This is a genomic window from Rhodococcus sp. 05-2255-1e (assembly GCF_002259025.1).
Taxonomy (GTDB): Bacteria; Actinomycetota; Actinomycetes; order Mycobacteriales; family Mycobacteriaceae; genus Rhodococcoides; species Rhodococcoides fascians.
The window spans coordinates 67,044-84,744 of the sequence record NZ_NOZE01000040.1 but is presented as its reverse complement, the minus strand read 5'-3'; the positions used below and the strand labels follow the sequence as shown (position 1 = coordinate 84,744).

The window sequence follows — 17,701 nt, the reverse complement described above, 5'->3', positions numbered from 1 at the left end:
GGGAGTACCTTTCGATGACTGCCCTCGCTGAATCGTTCGACGGCGACACCTCTCCGGCGCATTCCACCGAGTTCGAGATCGTGTCCACGGTATTGCGGATGGCCTCGGCCGCCCGGGTGCGGTTGGCGGAGGCGCTCGATGCCCAGGGACTGAGCTGGGCACGGTACGAGGTACTCGAATTGGTTTGTCGGAGAGGGCCGTTGTCGTACAGCGCGCTCTCACGTGAATTGGTGCGACACCGAACCAGCATCACTGCGACAACTGCCAGTCTCGTCGACGCGGGCCTGTTGGTGCGCAGTGTCAATCCGCGAAATCGACAGCAGTACTTGGTCGACGCCACCGACTCGGGGTATCGCGCGGTGACACGTGCCGAACGTGCGCTCGAACGGGCTCGGTCGCGGATGGCGGTCGATGCAGATTCCGAACAGACACTCGAAGTGCTGCGCGGCATCGAGAAGCAGTGGAACAGGCGGCGCTGATCGACACGTCCTGGTTGTGATCCGCCGACGGTGATGAAAGTACCCCTGAGGTGATACCCCCAGGGGTACTTGCATACCCCCTTGGGTATGTGCAATGGTGGGCACGTTCGATCGCTCGGGGTTTCGTCCGCCTCGACCGATACCCCCACCCGTATAGGAGAACCATGTCGCTGCGCGATGCCGAAATTCTTCGCCCACCTGACGGCCTGCCCGCGAGAGGGCCGGGACTACTCGGCCGTGCGGGTGCGTCGATGGTGACCCACCGTCGTTGGGTGTTCGGCGTATGGCTCATCGCGCTGATCGGCCTCGGTTCGTTCGCGCCCTCGGTCTTCACCGATCTGGCGGGAGCCGGGTGGCAGGCGAACGGATCCGAATCCGTACAGGTTCGAGAACTGGCCCAGCAGCATTTCGGTGGCAATTCGTCCGCAGCGGTGCAGGTGGTCGTTCACTCCGACGCAGCATCCATCACGGACCCCGCTGTTCGGGCAGTGATCGACGACGTGACCGAGGTGTTCTCCGGTGACTCCCGATTCGGAGACGTCGTTGCGCCGCAACCGAATATGACGATCAGCCCGGACGGCCGCACCGGCATCGTCATCGCCGGGGCGAACGGCACGACCGACGAGATGGTGAAGGCCGTCGACGATGTGAAGGAGCGGTTGACTGCGCTCTCGACCGACGGAATCGAGGTGTATCCCACCGGTTCGTCGGCCCTGTGGTCGGACTTCAACAAGGCGAACCACGACGCCATGATCCAAGCCGAACTGTTCTCGTGGCCGGTCACCTTGGCGATCATGGTGCTTGCCTTCGGTTCCCTTGTCGCGGCCGGTTTGCCGCTGCTGCTCACCGTCGCGGGGCTCGTTGCCTCCGCTGGTGGTCTGGTTCTGCTCAACGGTGTCACGCCGATCTCGGTGTGGGCCATGAACTTTGCAATGATGTTCGCCCTCGCGCTGGGAATCGACTACGCCCTGTTCATCGTCGCTCGATTCCGCGACGCGCTGCGGAACACCGACCCTCGGGCTGCCGTCGCCGCCACCATGGACACCGCAGGTAAGGCCGTCGTGTTGTCCGGGCTGACGGTGCTGGTGAGTCTGTCCGCAGTGCTGCTGGTCCCCGCGCCGGCGGTGCGCACGATGGCCGTCGGGATCATGTTGGCTGTCGCCTTCGTGTTGCTGGCAACGATGACTCTGCTGCCTGCGGCATTGGGTGCGCTCGGACCCAAGGTCAACGCCGCTTCGTTGCCGTACGCCAAGCGTCAAGTGCATCGATCCCCAAGGTTCGCGGCATGGGGGGAGTTGCTGCACAAGCACCCGTGGCCGTTCGCGGTCGTGTCGGTGGGGATTCTGATTGCGCTCGCCCTGCCGGTGCTCGGGCTGAAGGTGGCAATGCCGTCGATAGCAGTGGTGCCCGAGGATGCCCCCGTGCGGCAGGGTTACGAGCTCGTTCAGGACCGGTTCGGACCGGGCGCACCGGGTTCGCTGCAGATCGTGGTTCCCGAAGTGGATGCTGCCGAGACCGCAACCGTCGCTGCGCGGGTCGACGGGATCTCGATGGTGACGCCTCCGCAGAGTGCGGCTGACGATTCGGGATATGCACTGCTGCAGGCAATTCCGTCGGTGGATCCGTCCGACGAAGCGATGGGCTCCATTCTCGCCGAGCTGCGATCGACATTGCCCGATTCGGCACTCGTCGGCGGAGCACCGGCAGAGAACCTGGACCTGCAGCAGGCTTTGAACGACTACCTGCCGATAGTCGTCGGGATCATCCTGGTTCTCGGATTCGTGCTGCTGCTGGTGGCGCTTCAGGCTCCGCTCATCGCGTTGCTCGGTACCGCGGTGAGCCTGCTGTCCACCGCGGCGGCGTTCGGCGTCGCCAAGCTGATCTTCCAGGACGGACACGGATCCTCGTTGCTGGGCTTCACGCCGCAGGGATTTCTCGACGGTTGGGGTCCGGTGTTCTTCTTCGCGATGATCTTCGCCATCGCCATGGACTACACGGTGTTCCTCCTGGCTACCGCCAAGGAGCATTACGAGCGCTCCGGTGATTCCAAGGTTGCCCAGGTGGACGGGTTGGCCCACTCGGGACGAGTCATCTTTGCCGCAGCAGCGGTGATGGTGGCAGTGTTCTTCACATTCGCACTGTCGGATCCGTTGCCCCCGAAAGAGATGGGCATCATCCTGGGTGTTGCGGTACTGCTCGACGCGTTCCTGGTTCGACTCGTCCTGCTTCCGGTCCTGCTACGGCTGACCGGACACGGCGCGTGGTGGTCGCCGGCATGGTTACGTGCTGTCCTGCCCTCCATCCGTTTTTCTCACTGACACAACAGCTCACACTGACACAACAATTTTCGAGGAGACATCATGAACATCGCACTGTCCACCACACTGACCGACACCGATTTCGCCGACGCGATCGAGAGCACGAGAAAGGCGTTGTCGGAGCAGGGATTCGGAGTTCTCACCGAAATCGACATGCAGGCCACGTTGAAGGCCAAGCTCGACGAGGACATGGAGCGCTACGTGATCCTGGGCGCGTGCAACCCGGGACTGGCTCACCGCGCAGTGGGGGTGATGAAACAGATCGGTCTGCTGTTGCCGTGCAATGTGGTCGTGCGTGAGAACCCGGCGGCGGCGCGGTCCGTCGTCGTCGAGGCCATGAACCCGGCCATCATGGTCGAGGTCACCGGTGAGCCGCGGTTGGGTGCGGTCGCCGCCGAGGCCACGGCGAAACTGCAGGCGGCAATCGCGGCCCTCGGCGGTACCGGTACCGCGCCGCAATGATGCCCCCGGGGGTACCCTGGGGTTCACTGCTACCACCATCGAAGGAATCGACATGATCGGCGACGAAGACAGCATTGCACTGGTACTCAACCGGCTCAAGCGTGCGCACGGCCAACTTGCGGGTGTCATCGGGATGATCGAGAACGGTCGTGATTGCAAGGACGTCGTCACCCAGCTCGCTGCCGTGTCGCGGGCGCTCGACCGTGCCGGGTTCAAGATCGTGGCAACCGGCCTACGGGAGTGCATGACGGGGGATGCTGCTGACGGTAGGGAACCGATGACCGAGGCCGAGCTCGAAAAGTTGTTTCTGGCTCTGGCCTGAGCCGCCGGCCGAACTCCGGACGAACGGCATGTGTCGGGTTGCCGTCGATACCGAGTTGCAGTCGACAAGCAGCGGATTCGACTGCATACTTGACTTGGTCCAGAAAACCGGAGGATACTGACGCTGTGATGCCGATCTCACCCTATGCGGAGCAATTACGCACCGCCGATTTGCGCGTGACCCGTCCGCGGGTCACCGTGCTCGAGGTCGTCGAAACCAATCCGCATGCGGACACCGACACGATTCTCGGACTCGTCCGATCGGTGCTCCCCGAGGTATCACGCCAGACGGTGTACGACGTTCTCAATGCCCTGACCGCTGCGCGCCTGGTGCGTCGCATCGAGCCCGCGGGATCTCCCGCACGATACGAATCTCGGGTCGGGGACAACCATCACCACGCTGTGTGCCGCAACTGCGGCGTGATCGCAGACGTGGATTGCGCGGTGGGCGAGACGCCGTGTCTCACCGCATCGGACTCCGTCGGTTTCACGATCGACGAGGCAGAGGTCATCTACTGGGGCTTCTGCGCACAGTGTTCGGCTGCTCGCGAGCAGCCGGCAGTTCCCGTTCAGTTCCCTCCCCGGTCTCGAACACAGCAGAGTTCGTGACCACCGATCACAGCCCGATCGTCACACCTTGGAAGGAAGCACGTGTCTGAAGATCACGTAACACGCGAAAAAGAGATGAACGAGGATCAGCCGCAGGAGAGCGGTGGCAAGTGTCCGGTCATGCACAACGCGATGCCCACGCCTGTCGAAGGCGGCGGCAACCGCGAGTGGTGGCCCAAGGCGCTCAATCTCAAGATCCTCAAGAAGAACCCGGCCGTGGGCGATCCGATGGGTGCGGATTACGACTACGCCGCCGAGTTCAATTCTCTCGATCTCGCCGAGGTCAAGCGTGACATCGAAGCCGTGATGACGAACTCGCAGCCGTGGTGGCCCGCGGACTTCGGGCACTACGGTCCGTTCTTCATCCGCATGGCGTGGCACGCGGCCGGAACCTACCGCAAGCAGGACGGTCGCGGCGGTGCCGGAGCCGGCATGCAGCGATTCGCTCCCCTCAACAGCTGGCCCGACAACGCGAGCCTGGACAAGGCCCGCCGTCTCATCTGGCCGGTCAAGCAGAAGTACGGCCGCAAACTGTCCTGGGCCGACCTCATCGTGCTCACCGGCAACGTCGCCATCGAGTCCATGGGCCTGCCGACCTACGGCTACGCCGGCGGACGCGTCGACGCCTGGGAGCCGGACGAGGACGTCTACTGGGGCCCCGAGCAGACCTGGTTGGGCGACGAGCGCTACCACGGTGACCGCACGAGCCTCGAGAACCCGCTGGCCGCAGTGCAGATGGGCTTGATCTACGTCAATCCCGAAGGCCCCAACGGTAACCCGGATCCCGTGCAGTCCGCACTGGACATCCGCGAGACCTTCGGCCGCATGGCCATGAACGACATCGAGACTGCGGCACTCGCGGTCGGTGGACACACCTTCGGCAAGACCCACGGCGCAGCCGACCCCGATGCCCACATCGGACCGGAGCCCGAGGGCGCGCCCATCGAGCAGATGGGCCTGGGCTGGAAGAACAGCTTCGGCACCGGCTCGGGCGCCGACGCGATCACCAGCGGACTCGAGGTCATCTGGACCCCGACGCCGACCCAGTGGGACAACTCGTTCCTCGAGACCCTCTACGGCTTCGAGTGGGAGCTCTACAAGAGCCCGGGCGGCGCACACCAGTGGCGTCCGAAGAACGGAGAAGGCGCGGATCTCGTTCCCGACCCGGCGGATCCGTCCAAGCGTCGCCACCCGTCGATGCTGACCTCAGACATCGCGATGCGCGTCGATCCGATCTACGAGCAGATCACCCGTCGTTGGCTCGATCATCCCGAGGAGCTCGCAGAAGAGTTCCAGAAGGCGTGGTTCAAGCTGACCCACCGCGACATGGGACCGGTCTCGCGTTACCTCGGCCCCGAGGTTCCGGCGGAGCCCCTGCTCTGGCAGGACCCGATTCCGGCCGTCGATCACGAGCTGATCGGTGACGCCCAGATCGCCGAGCTCAAGCAGGCCATCCTCGGTTCCGAACTGAGCCAGGATCAGCTGATCTCGGCTGCGTGGGCGGCGGCATCGTCGTTCCGCGTCAGCGACAAGCGCGGCGGTGCCAACGGTGGCCGTCTGCGCCTGCAGCCGCAGGCCGGCTGGGAGGTCAACGAGCCCGACGAGATCGCACAGGTCATCCGCGTTCTCGAAGGCATTCAGCAGTCGTTCTCCGGAACGGTGTCGTTCGCGGACCTCGTCGTCCTCGGCGGTGTCGCAGCCGTCGAGCAGGCCGCCAAGAACGCAGGCGTCGACATCACGGTCCCGTTCACCCCGGGCCGCATGGATGCGACGCAGGAGAAGACGGACGTCGACTCGTTCTCCGATCTCGAGCCCAAGGTGGACGGCTTCCGCAACTTCCTGGGCAAGGGCCAGAAGCTGCCCGCCGAGTTCAACCTGGTCGATCGGGCCAACCTGCTCTCGCTCAGTGCACCGGAAATGACCGTGCTGGTCGGCGGTCTGCGTGTACTCGGCGCGAACTACAAGGGGTCGACGCACGGCGTCCTCACCGACAAGGTCGGCACGCTCACCAACGACTTCTTCGTCAACCTCCTCGACATGGGCACCGAATGGGTTCCCACCGCGGAGGACGGCATCTACGAGGCCAAGGACGCCGCTACCGGCGAGAAGAAGTGGACCGGAACACGTAACGATCTGGTCTTCGGCTCGAACTCCGAATTGCGCGCTCTCGCAGAGGTTTACGCTTGCGATGATGCCAAGGAGAAGTTCGTCCGGGACTTCGTCGCAGCCTGGGACAAGGTCATGATGCTCGATCGCTTCGAGCTCGCCTAGTACTCACCGGCGCTGATGCGCCACCCGAACTCGAAGTTGTGGATGGAATACGAGCTGGATCCATCCACAGCTTCAAGTTCGTCGTTACCGGGCTGTTATCTTTCGATGCCGATTCGTGACTTTGCACCTGGATTTGTCGCAATGTCCGATTGTCATGCTGGTTGCATGACACAACAGGACGTATCCGCGGGCTCTGCGGACAACAACAGAGACGAAACACGTCAGAGTGCATCCGGTTTCGGGTCGTTCCTCGAGATGTTCCAGGACGCGTCGACCGACAAGTCGGACACCGAGCGCGGAATCCGATAGGACTCAGCGAGCACCGATGGTGTTGGTGACGGAGCCGATCCGTTCGATATCGAGTTCGACTCGGTCGCCCGGAGCGATCCACCGGTCGAGTTCGAGCCCGCAACCGCGAGGCAGGGTGCCCGACGTCAGGAGCTCGCCGGGGTAAATGCTCTCGCCGCGACTCGCAAACGCCAGAGATTCACCCATGGAATAGCGCATCCCGGCAGTGCTGGTGGTCGACCAGAGCTCGCCGTTGACCCGGACGGCCGCGGCCAGCGAATCTACATGCGCCGCAACCTCATCGGGGGTGACGATGTCGGCGCCCATCGAACTGGCGAACGTCTTGGTCTTGACGACCGGACCGAACGGAGTCCGGCGCTGCTCCTCCCACTGCGTGTCCCGCGCGCTGATGTCGTCGAAGACGACGTAACCGCCTATCGAAGCCTCGGCCTCCCGCTCGGATGCATCTCGGATCGGTCGGGTGACGACGGCACCGAATTCGAGCTCGAAATCGAGAACTCGGCTGTACGACGGCCAGTCGACATCGGCCCCGTCGGCTACGACGGTCAGGTGGTTACCGGTGTAGTAGATCGGATGGTCGTCGAACCCCGGACCGGGACGCAGGGCCGGGAAAGTTCGACGCGTCAGCATCTCGAATCCACGGATGAACGGGACGGCACGCGGTAGATTTCGCCGAACGAGGTTGTGTGCGGCCAGGTCCCAGTGCTCGTCCCAACCCAGGAAGCAGCGCAGTGACGCCGGAACGACCGGAAGGGTCGGTGCCGGTCGGTCCATCGTGGCGACGCCCTCGTCGGCCGCCCGCCGCGCCACCGTCGTTGCGGCTTCACGTGCGGGTTCACCTGCATCGAGGAACCGAAGCATGGAACCGGTGAGCGGGCGCAGGATCTCGGGGGCACCCAGAGTCGAGACCGCAGCCTCGAGATCGATCCACGTGGTCGTGTCGGGCACGTGGACGGCAAGGCGGTCGGCGGAATCGGTGGAGGTCAAGCGTCGCAATCGCACGGGCGCGTCCGATCTGTGCGGAGCAATGCTCCACAACGGTTGAGGAACCCGGAGTGTAAACGGTGCCACGGTCGGCGTGTCAAGACCCGACGGTTAGCGTGGGGTGATGAGATCACCGGTGCCCGAGTATCTTCAGTCCGTCCTGACGGAGTGCCGACACCTCGACGATGGGGAAATGTCGAGCGGCAACCCGGAATTGGCGGCGGCCGATCCCGACACGTTCGCGGTTGCGCTCGCCACCGTCGGTGGGTCGCACTACGGGGCGGGCGATACCGACACCGAATTCTCGATCCAGTCGATCGCCAAAGCGGTGGCCTATGCGTTGGCCATCGAGGACAACGGGCTCGCAGCGGTGCTCGAGGCCGTCGACGTCGAACCGTCGGGTGATTCGTTCAACGAGATCTCGTTGGAAGCGCGGACCGGTCGACCGCGCAACCCTCTGATCAATGCCGGTGCGCTGGCGGTACATTCGATGATCGCGGGCAGTGACGGCGAAGAACGAGCGGGGCGGCTCATCGAGCTGCTCGGAGCCATGGCCGGCCGTGAACTCCACATCGATCGGGCGGTGTACGAGGCCGAACTGGAATCCGACGATCGAAATACCGCGATCGCGCACCTGCTGAAGTCGGTCGGCCACCTCGGTGCGGAACCCGCGGTCGTCGTCGATGGGTATGCGCGCCAGTGCGCGGTGACGGTGACGTGCAACGATCTGGCCGTGATCGCCTCGGTGATGGCGAACGGCGGAACCGATCCGGCCACCGGCCGACAGGTCGTCGACCCCGCGGTCAACCGTCACGTTCTCGCTGTCATGGCAACCTGTGGGATGTACGACGGCAGTGGCAGTTGGATTGCGACAGTGGGCATTCCGGCCAAGAGCGGAGTCGCGGGAGCCATCATGGGCGTACTCCCCGGTCAGGTGGGTGTTGCCGTGATCTCGCCCCGGTTGAACGAGCACGGAAACAGCGTCCGCGGGGTTGCGGTGTTCGAGAGGCTGTCACGCGACCTCGGTCTGCACATGATGCACGTCCCTCCCAGCGGGGAATCCGCCATTCGCACGCTGAGCGAATCCGACGGCGTCACGACCGTCGAACTGCAGGGCGAGCTGAGGTTCGCCGGTGCGGAATCCGTCGTCGCCCGTCTTGCGGCCGGCGTCCCGGACTGCGAGGAGATAGTCGTCGATTTCACCGAAGTGCGCGCCGTCGACGGCGCTGCACAGCGCCTCCTTCGAGAGGCTGTGAGCGGACTGGAAGACGACGGCTACCGCGTCGTCGTCGAGGATCCCGACGGGCTGATGAACGCCTCTCGCGACAGCTGACACACCTCGAACCAGACGGTCGGTGTCACAGTCTCCCGGCGAGAATCATGTGCCAGTAGGACTGCGGTAGGCCGTATCGGTCGAACGCCCACGCGGACCGTCTGGGTTTCAGGGGATCGAGAAACGAGGGTAGCGACGAGGCCAGTGCACCGGTGCGGTCGAACTCGGCAGCAATCAGAGTGTGTGCTTCGACAGCGATGGGTGCGACGGTGTACCCGTCGTAACTCGACATCGCTCCGCCGCTCCTGGATGCGACGAGATTGTCGACGAGAACCGAAATCTGTTTGCGTAGAGCGCCACCCGACGAGTCGGTGTCGATCGCTGCACCGTCGCCCGCAGCCCACACCTCGGGGTGGCGTCGGTGCCGCATCGTGCGGGAGTCGATGTCGACGACACCGTGCTGCTGCTCTCCGGCCAGACCGGACTCCTGTACCCACAGTGGTCCGCGATACGGCGGGACCAGGTGCAGCATGTCGTAGTCGATTCGCTCGTCGACCCCGGCGTGATCGGTGACGGTGATGCGCTTGCTCTCGGGCTCGAGCGCCGTGACCGATGTATCCATCAGGACGCGCACACCCAGGTCTCGGAGGTGGCCGGCGAGCCGGGGGTCCAGGTCAGGGACTCCGAGCAGACTCTCACGATCTACGACCAACGTGATGTCGACGGTCGGTAGTCGTCCTGTGCGTTTCCAGTGGGCGGCCGCGAGAAACAGCGGCTTGACGGTTGTCCCGGTACACCCGACGGGCGGACGCGGCACGGTGAACACGGCGTGGCTGTGTGCAGGCAGGTCACGGACCAGCCGCCATGTGCGCTCGGCCCGGTCGAGGTAGTTGCTGGCGACATCGGGAAAACGAAGCGCCGCATGCACACCCGGCAGAGCGGCTTCGTCGGCGATCAGGCCTTGCCCCAGTACGAGATCGCGGTAGCCGTACTCCATTCCCGACGCGCAGCGAACCGAGCGTTCTGTCGGATCCACCGACACGACCGAATCTTCGAGCCACACACAGCCCTCGGGGGTCACCGAGCGTTGGGTCCGTTCGGCCTCGGTCAGCGGTGCCTGACCGGCACCGACGTACGACAACAGGGGCTTGTACGTGTGCACCTGCTTGGGCTCGATCACGGCGACGTCGGACACGCCCTTCTTCAGCAGTCGTGCGGCCGCGCTGATCCCGGCATTGCCTCCACCGATGATCAGCACGTCGTACATGGTGCGGCTCACCGTGAATCGGCCGCCTGCGCTGTGACGTCGGTGCGGGCATCGGTTTCGGTGCGGGCTTCGGCGAGCGTGCGGTAGACGGACACGCGGTCCGAGACGCCGCTCGGGTCTGCGCCGTCGGGAAGCACAACGGAGAGTTTCTGCTGCCAGCGACCCTGGCGAATAGCGGTGGCGTCGAGCACGGAGCGAACCCCCGCCGCGACGAACGTGACGCGAGACAGATCGAGAATCAGAGCCCGGCCGCGCTCGGCGGCTTCCCCCAACGTCTCTGCCAGCACCGGAACGTCCACGTCGGTGATGGTGCCGGCAATGCGCACCTCGATGTCGGCGCCTGCGCTCTCGTCGACCGACACCGTCATCTCGGCCTCCGGGAGCGAGGAACGGGTACTCGAGGCACGGTCGTCGGCGGTGGAGAGCGATGGAACCACACCGGCGAGCGGAGTTCGAATGGACGGAACGACGATCATGGACAACTCCTCTGGAGCCGAACTCCTGAACCCGTGTAGGGGGAGTGCGGCAGTCGACTGCCGAGACTGCGGGCTGCTCCTCAACCACACACGTCCTAGCACTACCCCGAAGTGCGTGTCGGTAAGCCTGTTCCGAACAACCGGTTTGCGGGGCTTGGACGCGGGAATACGAATCCGACAATCCACGCTGGGAGGAATGTCCATGACGACAGCCGAATTCGATTCCGTCCGTTCGCTGGCACGAGTGCACGCCGATCCCGGAGTGTACGAGCCTCAGGAGGATTCACTTCTGCTGTGCGACGTCGCCGCAGATTCGGGGCTCGTGCCCGGAGCCCGTGTACTCGACATGTGTACCGGTAGCGGCGCAGTGGCCATCACCGCAGCACTGCTCGGTGCCCGCGAGGTGGTGGCCTTCGACATCTCTCCGCGTGCGGTTGCCTGTGCGCAGCGCAATGCCCGGTCGGTCGGAGTCGATGTGGATGTGCGGCTGGGGTCGTTCTCGGAGGCGACCGAGCTGGAGCCGTTCGACATTCTGCTGTGCAACCCTCCGTACGTTCCGTCGGAGACCGCGCCCACCGGCATGGGTTTGCACCGCGCCTGGGATGCGGGTGAGGACGGGCGAGTGGTGCTCGACCCTCTGTGCACGCGAGGCGCGGAACTGCTGGCACCCGGCGGTGTGCTGCTGGTGGTCCACTCGGAATTCTCGGGTCCGCAGCGAACACGGGAGATGCTGAATACTCACGGTTTCGGTGCATCGGAGGCGGCGTGCCGCACAATCGACTTCGGGCCCGTCATGACGGCTCGTGCCGAGTGGCTCGAGGCCAAGGGCGTACTCGAATCGGGCCGCAGAACGGAAGAATTGGTGGTGTTGCGTGGCGACAAGCGATGAGTCGACGGGTGGTGACGCTGCACCTGCGCGCACTCGGGTGAGACTGGTCCGGGGCGGACCGATGCTGATCGACGGGCCGGTCGAGATCGAACTCGACGACGGCTCCGTCGTCACCTCGGATCGTTTCGTCGTCGCGCTGTGCACGTGCAAGCGCAGCAAGACGTACCCGCTGTGCGACACGAGCCATCGCGCGAAGCGACGAGCGAGTCAGTCCAGCGACGACTGACCGGCGGACCACCGCTGCATCACGTGGTCCGCGAGCTCGTTCTCGACGAAATCCAGTGCGCGCATGCCGAATACGATGTCGGCTTCGATGTGTGGTTCCTGTCCGATCAGGTTCTCCACCACGTCGTGGCGCAGGACCTGCTCGTGGACGGCGTCGGCCTCGACGTGCTCCGCGTAGAACGCGATGCATGCCGCCGGCGCTGACAGCCTGCGAAGGCCCTGCACGAACCGCTGTGAACCCGGCGAGGACGTGATCTCCGTGGCGGCGAAATGGCCCACGGTGGCACCTCGCCGGCTGCGGTGCAATCCGAACAACGACATGAGGTTGACCCACGCGAGTGTCTGGGCGGGGACGCGGTCCACGTACCCGAGGTAGGACGCATCGAGGTCTGCTGCCGTCATGGATTCGGCCCACAGATGCTGGTGGACACGCTCACCCCTGCCACCGCCGTACTCGTCGAATTCGACGGCGACATACGAGGCCTTGACCTGGCCGACCAGCCTCGGGATCGCCCACGCATGGGGATCCGCTTCCTTGAGGTGGTAGATGGACCGATGTACGAAGTACTCGCGCATCTGCTCCCACGATCCTTCGTCCCGCAGGAACCACGACGGGCCGGTACCGGACGACGCCTCGACCGACAGTCGCTTCATTTCGGCGACGACGTCGTCGCCGGGTTCGACATTCGAGCGCACGTAGTTCAGAAACGCGGATTCGAGTGCTGCTCTGAACTGCAGCAGTGCTGGATCCCACTCCAGTTCGTCGTCCACGCCCTCGAACCCGCGGTAGTGCAGTTCGTAGCTGACGAGCAACGCCAGTTGCATATCACGCGACGTCGGATCGGCATCCGACGCGCTGGGCAGTGCGGCACCGCCGCCGGTGGAGAGATACCGGATCACGGCGTCCGAGAGTGGACCACACGGCACCGGCAACCGAGGCGACACGAGGGTGGGGGCGATGGAAGGGGTCACAGCACTCATTGTTCACGCCTACCCGCTGCCGGTCACGGTCAATCGTGTGGGTCCGATGCGTTTGCACGCATACGAAGCAGGTAATCCGCTTCGTGCGATTCCGAGTTTCGGGGTCGAGTAACAGAGAGGAGCCTCCATGCGCGCAGTGACATGGCAGGGCAAGAGGAACGTCAGCGTCGATTCGGTGCCCGATCCCCGCATCGAAGCGCCGACGGACGCAATTGTGAAGATCACGACCACCAATATCTGCGGATCGGACCTACACCTGTACGAGACGCTCGGTGCCTTCATGGACCAGGGCGATATTCTGGGTCACGAGCCCATGGGCATCGTGGAGGAAGTCGGTTCGGAGACAGGCGATCTCGCCGTCGGAGACCGTGTGGTCATCCCGTTCCAGATTTCGTGTGGACATTGCTACATGTGCAATTCGAGTCTGTACACCCAGTGCGAGACCACCCAGGTTCGTGAGCAGGGCATGGGTGCCGCGTTGTTCGGCTTCTCCAAGCTGTACGGCCAAGTGCCCGGTGGGCAAGCGGAGTACCTCCGTGTTCCGCAGGCGCAGTTCACGCACATCAAGGTCCCCGAGGCCGGACCCGATTCGCGATACGTCTACCTCTCCGACGTATTGCCTACCGCGTGGCAGTCGGTGGAGTACGCGTCGATACCTGCAGGCGGGTCGGTGACGGTGCTCGGACTCGGTCCCATCGGAGACATGGCCGCCCGCATCGCCCAGCACAAGGGTGCTCGGGTCATTGCTGTCGACCTCGTACCCGAGCGCCTGGCGCGAGCTGCGGCACGGGGAATCGAAACGGTGAATCTGGCCGAACACAGCGGGGGCGTCGGCGACGTCATTCGTGACATGACCGACGGCCGAGGAACGGACGCGGTGATCGATGCCGTCGGAATGGAGGCGCACGGCTCACCGGTCGGCAAGCTGGCCCAGCAGATCGTCGGAATGCTGCCCGACGCCGTGGCTGCGCCGATGATGCAGAAGGCCGGCGTGGACCGGCTGGGTGCGCTGTACTCGGCAATCGACATCGTTCGACGCGGCGGAACCATCTCGATCATCGGTGTGTACGGCGGTATGGCCGATCCGCTACCGTTGATGACCTTGTTCGACAAGCAAATTCAGCTGCGGATGGGCCAGGCGAACGTCAAGCGATGGGTCGACGACATCATGCCGCTTCTCGGCGACGACGATCCGTTGGGCGTCGATTCGTTCGCTACTCACGAGCTTTCGCTCGAAGAAGCGCCGCATGCGTACGACATCTTCCAGAAGAAGCAGGACGGTGCGATCAAGGTTCTGTTGAAGCCCTGAACCTTTCGAATACAGCGATGCGGCCCGGAACTTCACGGGCCGCATCGGTATTCGCAGAAGGAACGATCGATCGTCGTCAGTCGACGGAGATGACGTCCTTGGCGATTGCTGCCAGGCGAGTCTGTCCTGCAGACACGACTCCGTGGCGGTTCTTGTGTGCCTCCTCGTACGCCACGACAGTGCGTACGTCGGCGGGTGTGGTCAGTTCCTTGATGGCGGCCACCGCGTCCGAGACGTTGAGGTCGTCGTAGTCCGCTACGGGAAGCTCGTCGGCACCGAGAGTTCCACCGGCGGACCGCGCGGTGTGAATGGCGTCGGCGACAGTGTCGACGCCCTCACTGCGGGTCACATCTTCAGCGGCTTCGAGTGCTGCGTCGCGGCTGGCGGTCAACGTTCTGACGGCGACGTCGCCTGCGTGTGCACCGCGGCCGAGCAGAGCGCTCAGTCGATCCGGGGTGGCGCGAGCGGCATCCAGTGCGCGGTCGAGACCGCGGGCCGACCAGTTGGCCGGTGCGTTGACGATCTTGACTGCGGTGCCGGCAGCTGCCTGGAAAGGCGTCCGGCGCAGTGCGGCGGGTCCACCCAGGGCGTCTTCGGCAAGGACGGTCTCGAGCCATTCGACCGTGGCGGCGTGCGCGGTGGCCAAGCGGCCGGCCAGTGCCACGACGGACGGTTCCTCGGCTGCTGTCGCCAGAGCCTTGATGTACTTCGCTCGACCCAGCAGTTGCTGCTCGAGGGCGAGATCGCCCAGCAGTGCCTCGTCGAACGGCTGCGCCTGCTCGGCGACTGCCTTCACCGCTGCGAACGTGCGCCCGATGAACGGTGCGACTACCTCGGGTAGCCCGCCGAGATTGCGCAGTGCTTCCTCGATGGCGGCGGCGCGGTCACGTCCGTTGGCGGCGTTCTGCGTCAGTTCCCGACGAACCGCTTCGGTGCGCGCCTGCACGACGCGGGTTTCCGCGACCTGAATTTCGGTGTGTGTCAGCTGCAGTGCAATCCGCAACTGAGCGATCAAAGTCGATGTGCTCATGGTGCTCCCCTTTCGGTGGGTGGGTACATGGATCCGGCCGATGCCTGTGGGTCACAGCGTGATGCTCGGCCCTGTTCGGGTGTTACCCACCGGTAAGTTTTGCCAAACGGCCGTACCGCAGGTGTGAACAGCGACACGTCCGAACCGCTACTCGTGTCGGCGGGATTCGACGGTTTCGATCGGCGGCGGAATGGACATCCGACACCGATGACTACCGAGCTGTACACAGCAACCGTCTCTGCAACTGCGACCGGCGTGACCTCCGACGACGGAGTGCTGTCGTTGAGTGTGCGAGAACCGGCTGAACTCGGTGGCCCGGGCGAGGCCACCAACCCCGAGCAGTTGATGGCCGCAGCGCTGTCGAGTTGCTTGGTGGAGTCACTGCGAATCGCACTGGGGACCGTCGGCGGCAGTGTCGACGAACTCGCGGTCAAGGGCACCGTCGTGCTGACCGATTCCGACGCATCCGGTTACGACGCGAAATTCGCTCTGTCGGTGTCGCTACCGGGCACCGACAACCCGGAGGCCGTACTCGCGCAGGCCACGTCGATCTGCCCGTTCCTCAAAGTGATCGACGCCGTGGACGTCACCCTTGAATAACCGCTCGATCGTTCGGCGGACCCGCTCCGAACGCGCGCGATGACATCCGTTCGCGTTCGGGCGGTTCGCGGAGTGCAGGCGATCAAAGCCGGCTTCGCGCGTGAGGACACCACGCTGATCGCGGGCGGACTGACGTTCTACGCGGTGATCGCCGTCGTCCCACTGTTGCTTCTGACGATCCGGGCGACCGTGTTGTTGGTGTCGGCGCAGTGGGTACAAGGCGGATTCGACGCCATGTCGGCGTTGCTGCCCGATGCGCTGGGTGCCCGCGCGGCGCTCGACGGTCTGGCCGATGCCGGAATACACCTGGGACCGCTGGGAGTCGTGATCTCGATCTTTCCCGCCACGTTCTACGGAGAGGGTCTGCGGAGGGCGATCGTGCGTTTCGCCCCGACCCGTGAAACGTTCACCGGGTGGCGAGGCAGAGCTGCCATGGTTCCCTTCTTCGTCGCCGCCCCGGTGTTGCTCATCGGGGTGCTGACCCTCGCACGCGTCCTGCAGGCGACCACGGGCGGCGGAGGTGCCGGTGCGCTGGCTCTACGAATATTTCTGGGGTTCAACTGCCTGTGGCTGATCCTGGCCGTTCCGCTTGCCTGGACCTACCGGGTCATCGCGCCGCGGGCGGTGGGGTGGCGGGCACTCGTGGCCGGCTCCTTGGTCACGTCGTCGATCGTCACCGGATTCGTGCACGGATTCATCCTGTTCCTGGCCATTCCTGTCGACCTCGGTGCACCGTTCGGCGGTCTCACCGACATCGGCGGCGGTGTGGCAATCATGCTGTGGATGTTCGTCTTTCACGTGCTGGCGCTCGCCGGCTGGCTGATCACCGCCGAGTTCGATCGGCCCGTCGGTACAGCCCGAACATCAGCTGGGTGAACCCGAGAACGGCCAGCCCACACGTCACCGATATTCCGATCGTCGCGGACGTCTGAGCGCTACCGGGGCCCGCGCCCGCAACGGTCGCGGTGACGACGGCGGCAACGACCCGAGACGGCCGCTCCCACACTGTCAGAAAGCCGACGTCGGAGATCCCGGCTCCGACGGCACGCGCGCGGGCCGTCTCGTGCAGCAATGTCGTCACACCGACGGCAACGACGATGGGCATCGGAGCGCCCAGCGCGAGGCTGCCCGCGAGGAACAGCAGATCGCTGCACCGATCCGACACCGTGTCCAGCAGATAGCCCCACTGCGATTGGGAACGGCCGATCATGGCCACGCCGCCGTCGATACCGTCGAGCAGCCCGGAGAACACGATGAGCACCGCCGCCAGGAGGGGCAGCGAGGTGCCCGGCCGGGACAACGCCACCGATCCTGCAGCCGCAACCACCGCGGCGACGGTGACAACGTGGGCCGAGACGGATGCGCGCACGAGCGGGGCGCTCAGGAAGTACACCAGACGAAGCCACGTCGACACGAGCACCGACGACGATGGATCGATGTTGCTGTGCAGACCTGACCATGTCGACAGATATTCCTGGCGGGTCGCCGGAAGTTCGGACGAAGTGCGCCGGCTCGGTGTGCTGCGCTGGTTGACCATCGACGATCCTTGCTCGGCAAATCGAAAGACCGACTCTACGAAAGATTCGTCGGTGTATACCCGCCTATTCGAAACCCACACCCGAGCGGCTCCAACAGTTACTGCTCGTCGGAGTTGCTCTGTCTCCTGCGGGCTTTGAGCCGCGATATTTTGATCCCTACGGCCGCGAACAGAATCAGCCATCCCGCGATCAACACTCCGCCTCCGACGAATGCCGCTCGCTGCAGAGGATGGGTGTCTGCGTACACGTAACCGACTGTGCCCCACAGCAAAGCGACGAAAAAGATAATCGCCATCATCCACATCATCGAATACAGCGTTCTGTTCATCATTCGCCCGATCTCGCCGTTGCTTTTGTCTG

General features: G+C 64.5%; 20 protein-coding genes. 13 read left to right on the top strand and 7 right to left on the bottom strand.

Annotated elements, in window-relative coordinates; all coding sequences use genetic code 11:
- The first annotated feature begins 14 nt into the window (after positions 1–14).
- The 7 genes from CH262_RS23780 to CH262_RS27850 all read left to right on the top strand — a co-directional run bounded on the left by CH262_RS23780 (position 15) and on the right by CH262_RS27850 (position 6,769).
- Positions 15–479 carry a MarR family winged helix-turn-helix transcriptional regulator gene (locus CH262_RS23780; protein WP_051365075.1) on the top strand — a complete coding sequence of 155 codons (465 nt, stop codon included), beginning with the start codon at positions 15–17 and terminating at the stop codon, positions 477–479.
- A 164-nt stretch (positions 480–643) separates the two neighbouring features.
- The gene (locus tag CH262_RS23775) at positions 644–2,797 is read left to right on the top strand and encodes an MMPL family transporter (RefSeq protein WP_256988948.1); all 2,154 of its coding nucleotides are present in this window, start codon (positions 644–646) and stop codon (positions 2,795–2,797) included.
- Positions 2,798–2,839: 42 nt separating this feature from the next.
- Positions 2,840–3,259 (top strand): DUF302 domain-containing protein, encoded by a 420-nt coding sequence (locus tag CH262_RS23770; RefSeq protein ID WP_032383505.1) that lies wholly within the window; start codon positions 2,840–2,842, stop codon positions 3,257–3,259.
- A 52-nt stretch (positions 3,260–3,311) separates the two neighbouring features.
- Entirely contained in the window at positions 3,312–3,581 is a 270-nt protein-coding gene (locus CH262_RS23765) for a metal-sensitive transcriptional regulator (protein ID WP_032366273.1), read from the top strand.
- Between the two features lie 128 nt (positions 3,582–3,709).
- Positions 3,710–4,189: a Fur family transcriptional regulator gene (locus CH262_RS23760; RefSeq protein ID WP_032366272.1), complete on the top strand. Its 480-nt coding sequence runs from the start codon at positions 3,710–3,712 to the stop codon at positions 4,187–4,189.
- Positions 4,190–4,264: 75 nt separating this feature from the next.
- Positions 4,265–6,460, top strand: coding sequence for a catalase/peroxidase HPI (katG, locus tag CH262_RS23755; RefSeq protein WP_218829328.1), 2,196 nt, complete (start codon positions 4,265–4,267; stop codon positions 6,458–6,460).
- Between the two features lie 165 nt (positions 6,461–6,625).
- Positions 6,626–6,769: a hypothetical protein gene (locus CH262_RS27850; RefSeq protein ID WP_155288482.1), complete on the top strand. Its 144-nt coding sequence runs from the start codon at positions 6,626–6,628 to the stop codon at positions 6,767–6,769.
- A gap of 3 nt (positions 6,770–6,772) precedes the next feature.
- Here CH262_RS27850 and CH262_RS23750 read toward each other — a convergent pair whose 3' ends face one another.
- On the bottom strand, positions 6,773–7,771 hold the full coding sequence (locus tag CH262_RS23750; protein WP_052067056.1) for a fumarylacetoacetate hydrolase family protein: 999 nt from the start codon (positions 7,769–7,771) through the stop codon (positions 6,773–6,775).
- Positions 7,772–7,877: 106 nt separating this feature from the next.
- On the opposite strand from CH262_RS23750, the gene glsA reads away from it, so the two are divergent.
- Positions 7,878–9,086: a glutaminase A gene (gene glsA / locus CH262_RS23745; protein ID WP_032387098.1), complete on the top strand. Its 1,209-nt coding sequence runs from the start codon at positions 7,878–7,880 to the stop codon at positions 9,084–9,086.
- A 25-nt stretch (positions 9,087–9,111) separates the two neighbouring features.
- On the opposite strand, the gene CH262_RS23740 is transcribed toward glsA, so the two are convergent.
- Complete coding sequence (locus CH262_RS23740; RefSeq protein ID WP_094718663.1) at positions 9,112–10,293, bottom strand: NAD(P)/FAD-dependent oxidoreductase; 1,182 nt, start codon at positions 10,291–10,293, stop codon at positions 9,112–9,114.
- Positions 10,294–10,301: 8 nt separating this feature from the next.
- Complete coding sequence (locus CH262_RS23735; protein ID WP_094718562.1) at positions 10,302–10,769, bottom strand: hypothetical protein; 468 nt, start codon at positions 10,767–10,769, stop codon at positions 10,302–10,304.
- A gap of 202 nt (positions 10,770–10,971) precedes the next feature.
- Here CH262_RS23735 and CH262_RS23730 point away from each other — a divergent pair, with 202 nt between their 5' ends.
- Positions 10,972–11,658 carry a HemK2/MTQ2 family protein methyltransferase gene (locus tag CH262_RS23730; protein ID WP_094718662.1) on the top strand — a complete coding sequence of 229 codons (687 nt, stop codon included), beginning with the start codon at positions 10,972–10,974 and terminating at the stop codon, positions 11,656–11,658.
- A gap of 61 nt (positions 11,659–11,719) precedes the next feature.
- Positions 11,720–11,884: a CDGSH iron-sulfur domain-containing protein gene (locus tag CH262_RS23725; RefSeq protein WP_063216898.1), complete on the top strand. Its 165-nt coding sequence runs from the start codon at positions 11,720–11,722 to the stop codon at positions 11,882–11,884.
- Here CH262_RS23725 and CH262_RS23720 read toward each other — a convergent pair.
- Positions 11,866–12,864 carry an iron-containing redox enzyme family protein gene (locus CH262_RS23720; RefSeq protein WP_094718561.1) on the bottom strand — a complete coding sequence of 333 codons (999 nt, stop codon included), beginning with the start codon at positions 12,862–12,864 and terminating at the stop codon, positions 11,866–11,868. The two genes, CH262_RS23725 and CH262_RS23720, sit on opposite strands and share 19 nt — an antisense overlap.
- Before the next feature lie 127 nt (positions 12,865–12,991).
- Here CH262_RS23720 and CH262_RS23715 point away from each other — a divergent pair, with 127 nt between their 5' ends.
- A complete protein-coding gene (locus tag CH262_RS23715) occupies positions 12,992–14,173 on the top strand; it encodes a zinc-dependent alcohol dehydrogenase (protein WP_027496207.1) in 1,182 nt (393 codons plus the stop codon).
- A gap of 76 nt (positions 14,174–14,249) precedes the next feature.
- On the opposite strand, the gene CH262_RS23710 is transcribed toward CH262_RS23715, so the two are convergent.
- Positions 14,250–15,203 (bottom strand): hypothetical protein, encoded by a 954-nt coding sequence (locus CH262_RS23710; RefSeq protein ID WP_032387094.1) that lies wholly within the window; start codon positions 15,201–15,203, stop codon positions 14,250–14,252.
- Between the two features lie 207 nt (positions 15,204–15,410).
- On the opposite strand from CH262_RS23710, the gene CH262_RS23705 reads away from it, so the two are divergent.
- Positions 15,411–15,803, top strand: a complete 393-nt coding sequence (locus CH262_RS23705) for an OsmC family protein (RefSeq protein ID WP_027496209.1) — start codon at positions 15,411–15,413, stop codon at positions 15,801–15,803.
- Between the two features lie 39 nt (positions 15,804–15,842).
- Positions 15,843–16,679 carry a YihY/virulence factor BrkB family protein gene (locus CH262_RS23700; RefSeq protein WP_094718560.1) on the top strand — a complete coding sequence of 279 codons (837 nt, stop codon included), beginning with the start codon at positions 15,843–15,845 and terminating at the stop codon, positions 16,677–16,679.
- On the opposite strand, the gene CH262_RS23695 is transcribed toward CH262_RS23700, so the two are convergent.
- Together CH262_RS23695 and CH262_RS23690 are read right to left on the bottom strand one after the other, a co-directional pair.
- Positions 16,627–17,340 (bottom strand): CDP-alcohol phosphatidyltransferase family protein, encoded by a 714-nt coding sequence (locus CH262_RS23695; protein WP_051365079.1) that lies wholly within the window; start codon positions 17,338–17,340, stop codon positions 16,627–16,629. The genes CH262_RS23700 and CH262_RS23695 overlap by 53 nt on opposite strands.
- A gap of 98 nt (positions 17,341–17,438) precedes the next feature.
- Positions 17,439–17,636: a hypothetical protein gene (locus CH262_RS23690; RefSeq protein ID WP_156158546.1), complete on the bottom strand. Its 198-nt coding sequence runs from the start codon at positions 17,634–17,636 to the stop codon at positions 17,439–17,441.
- Positions 17,637–17,701: the final 65 nt, after the last annotated feature.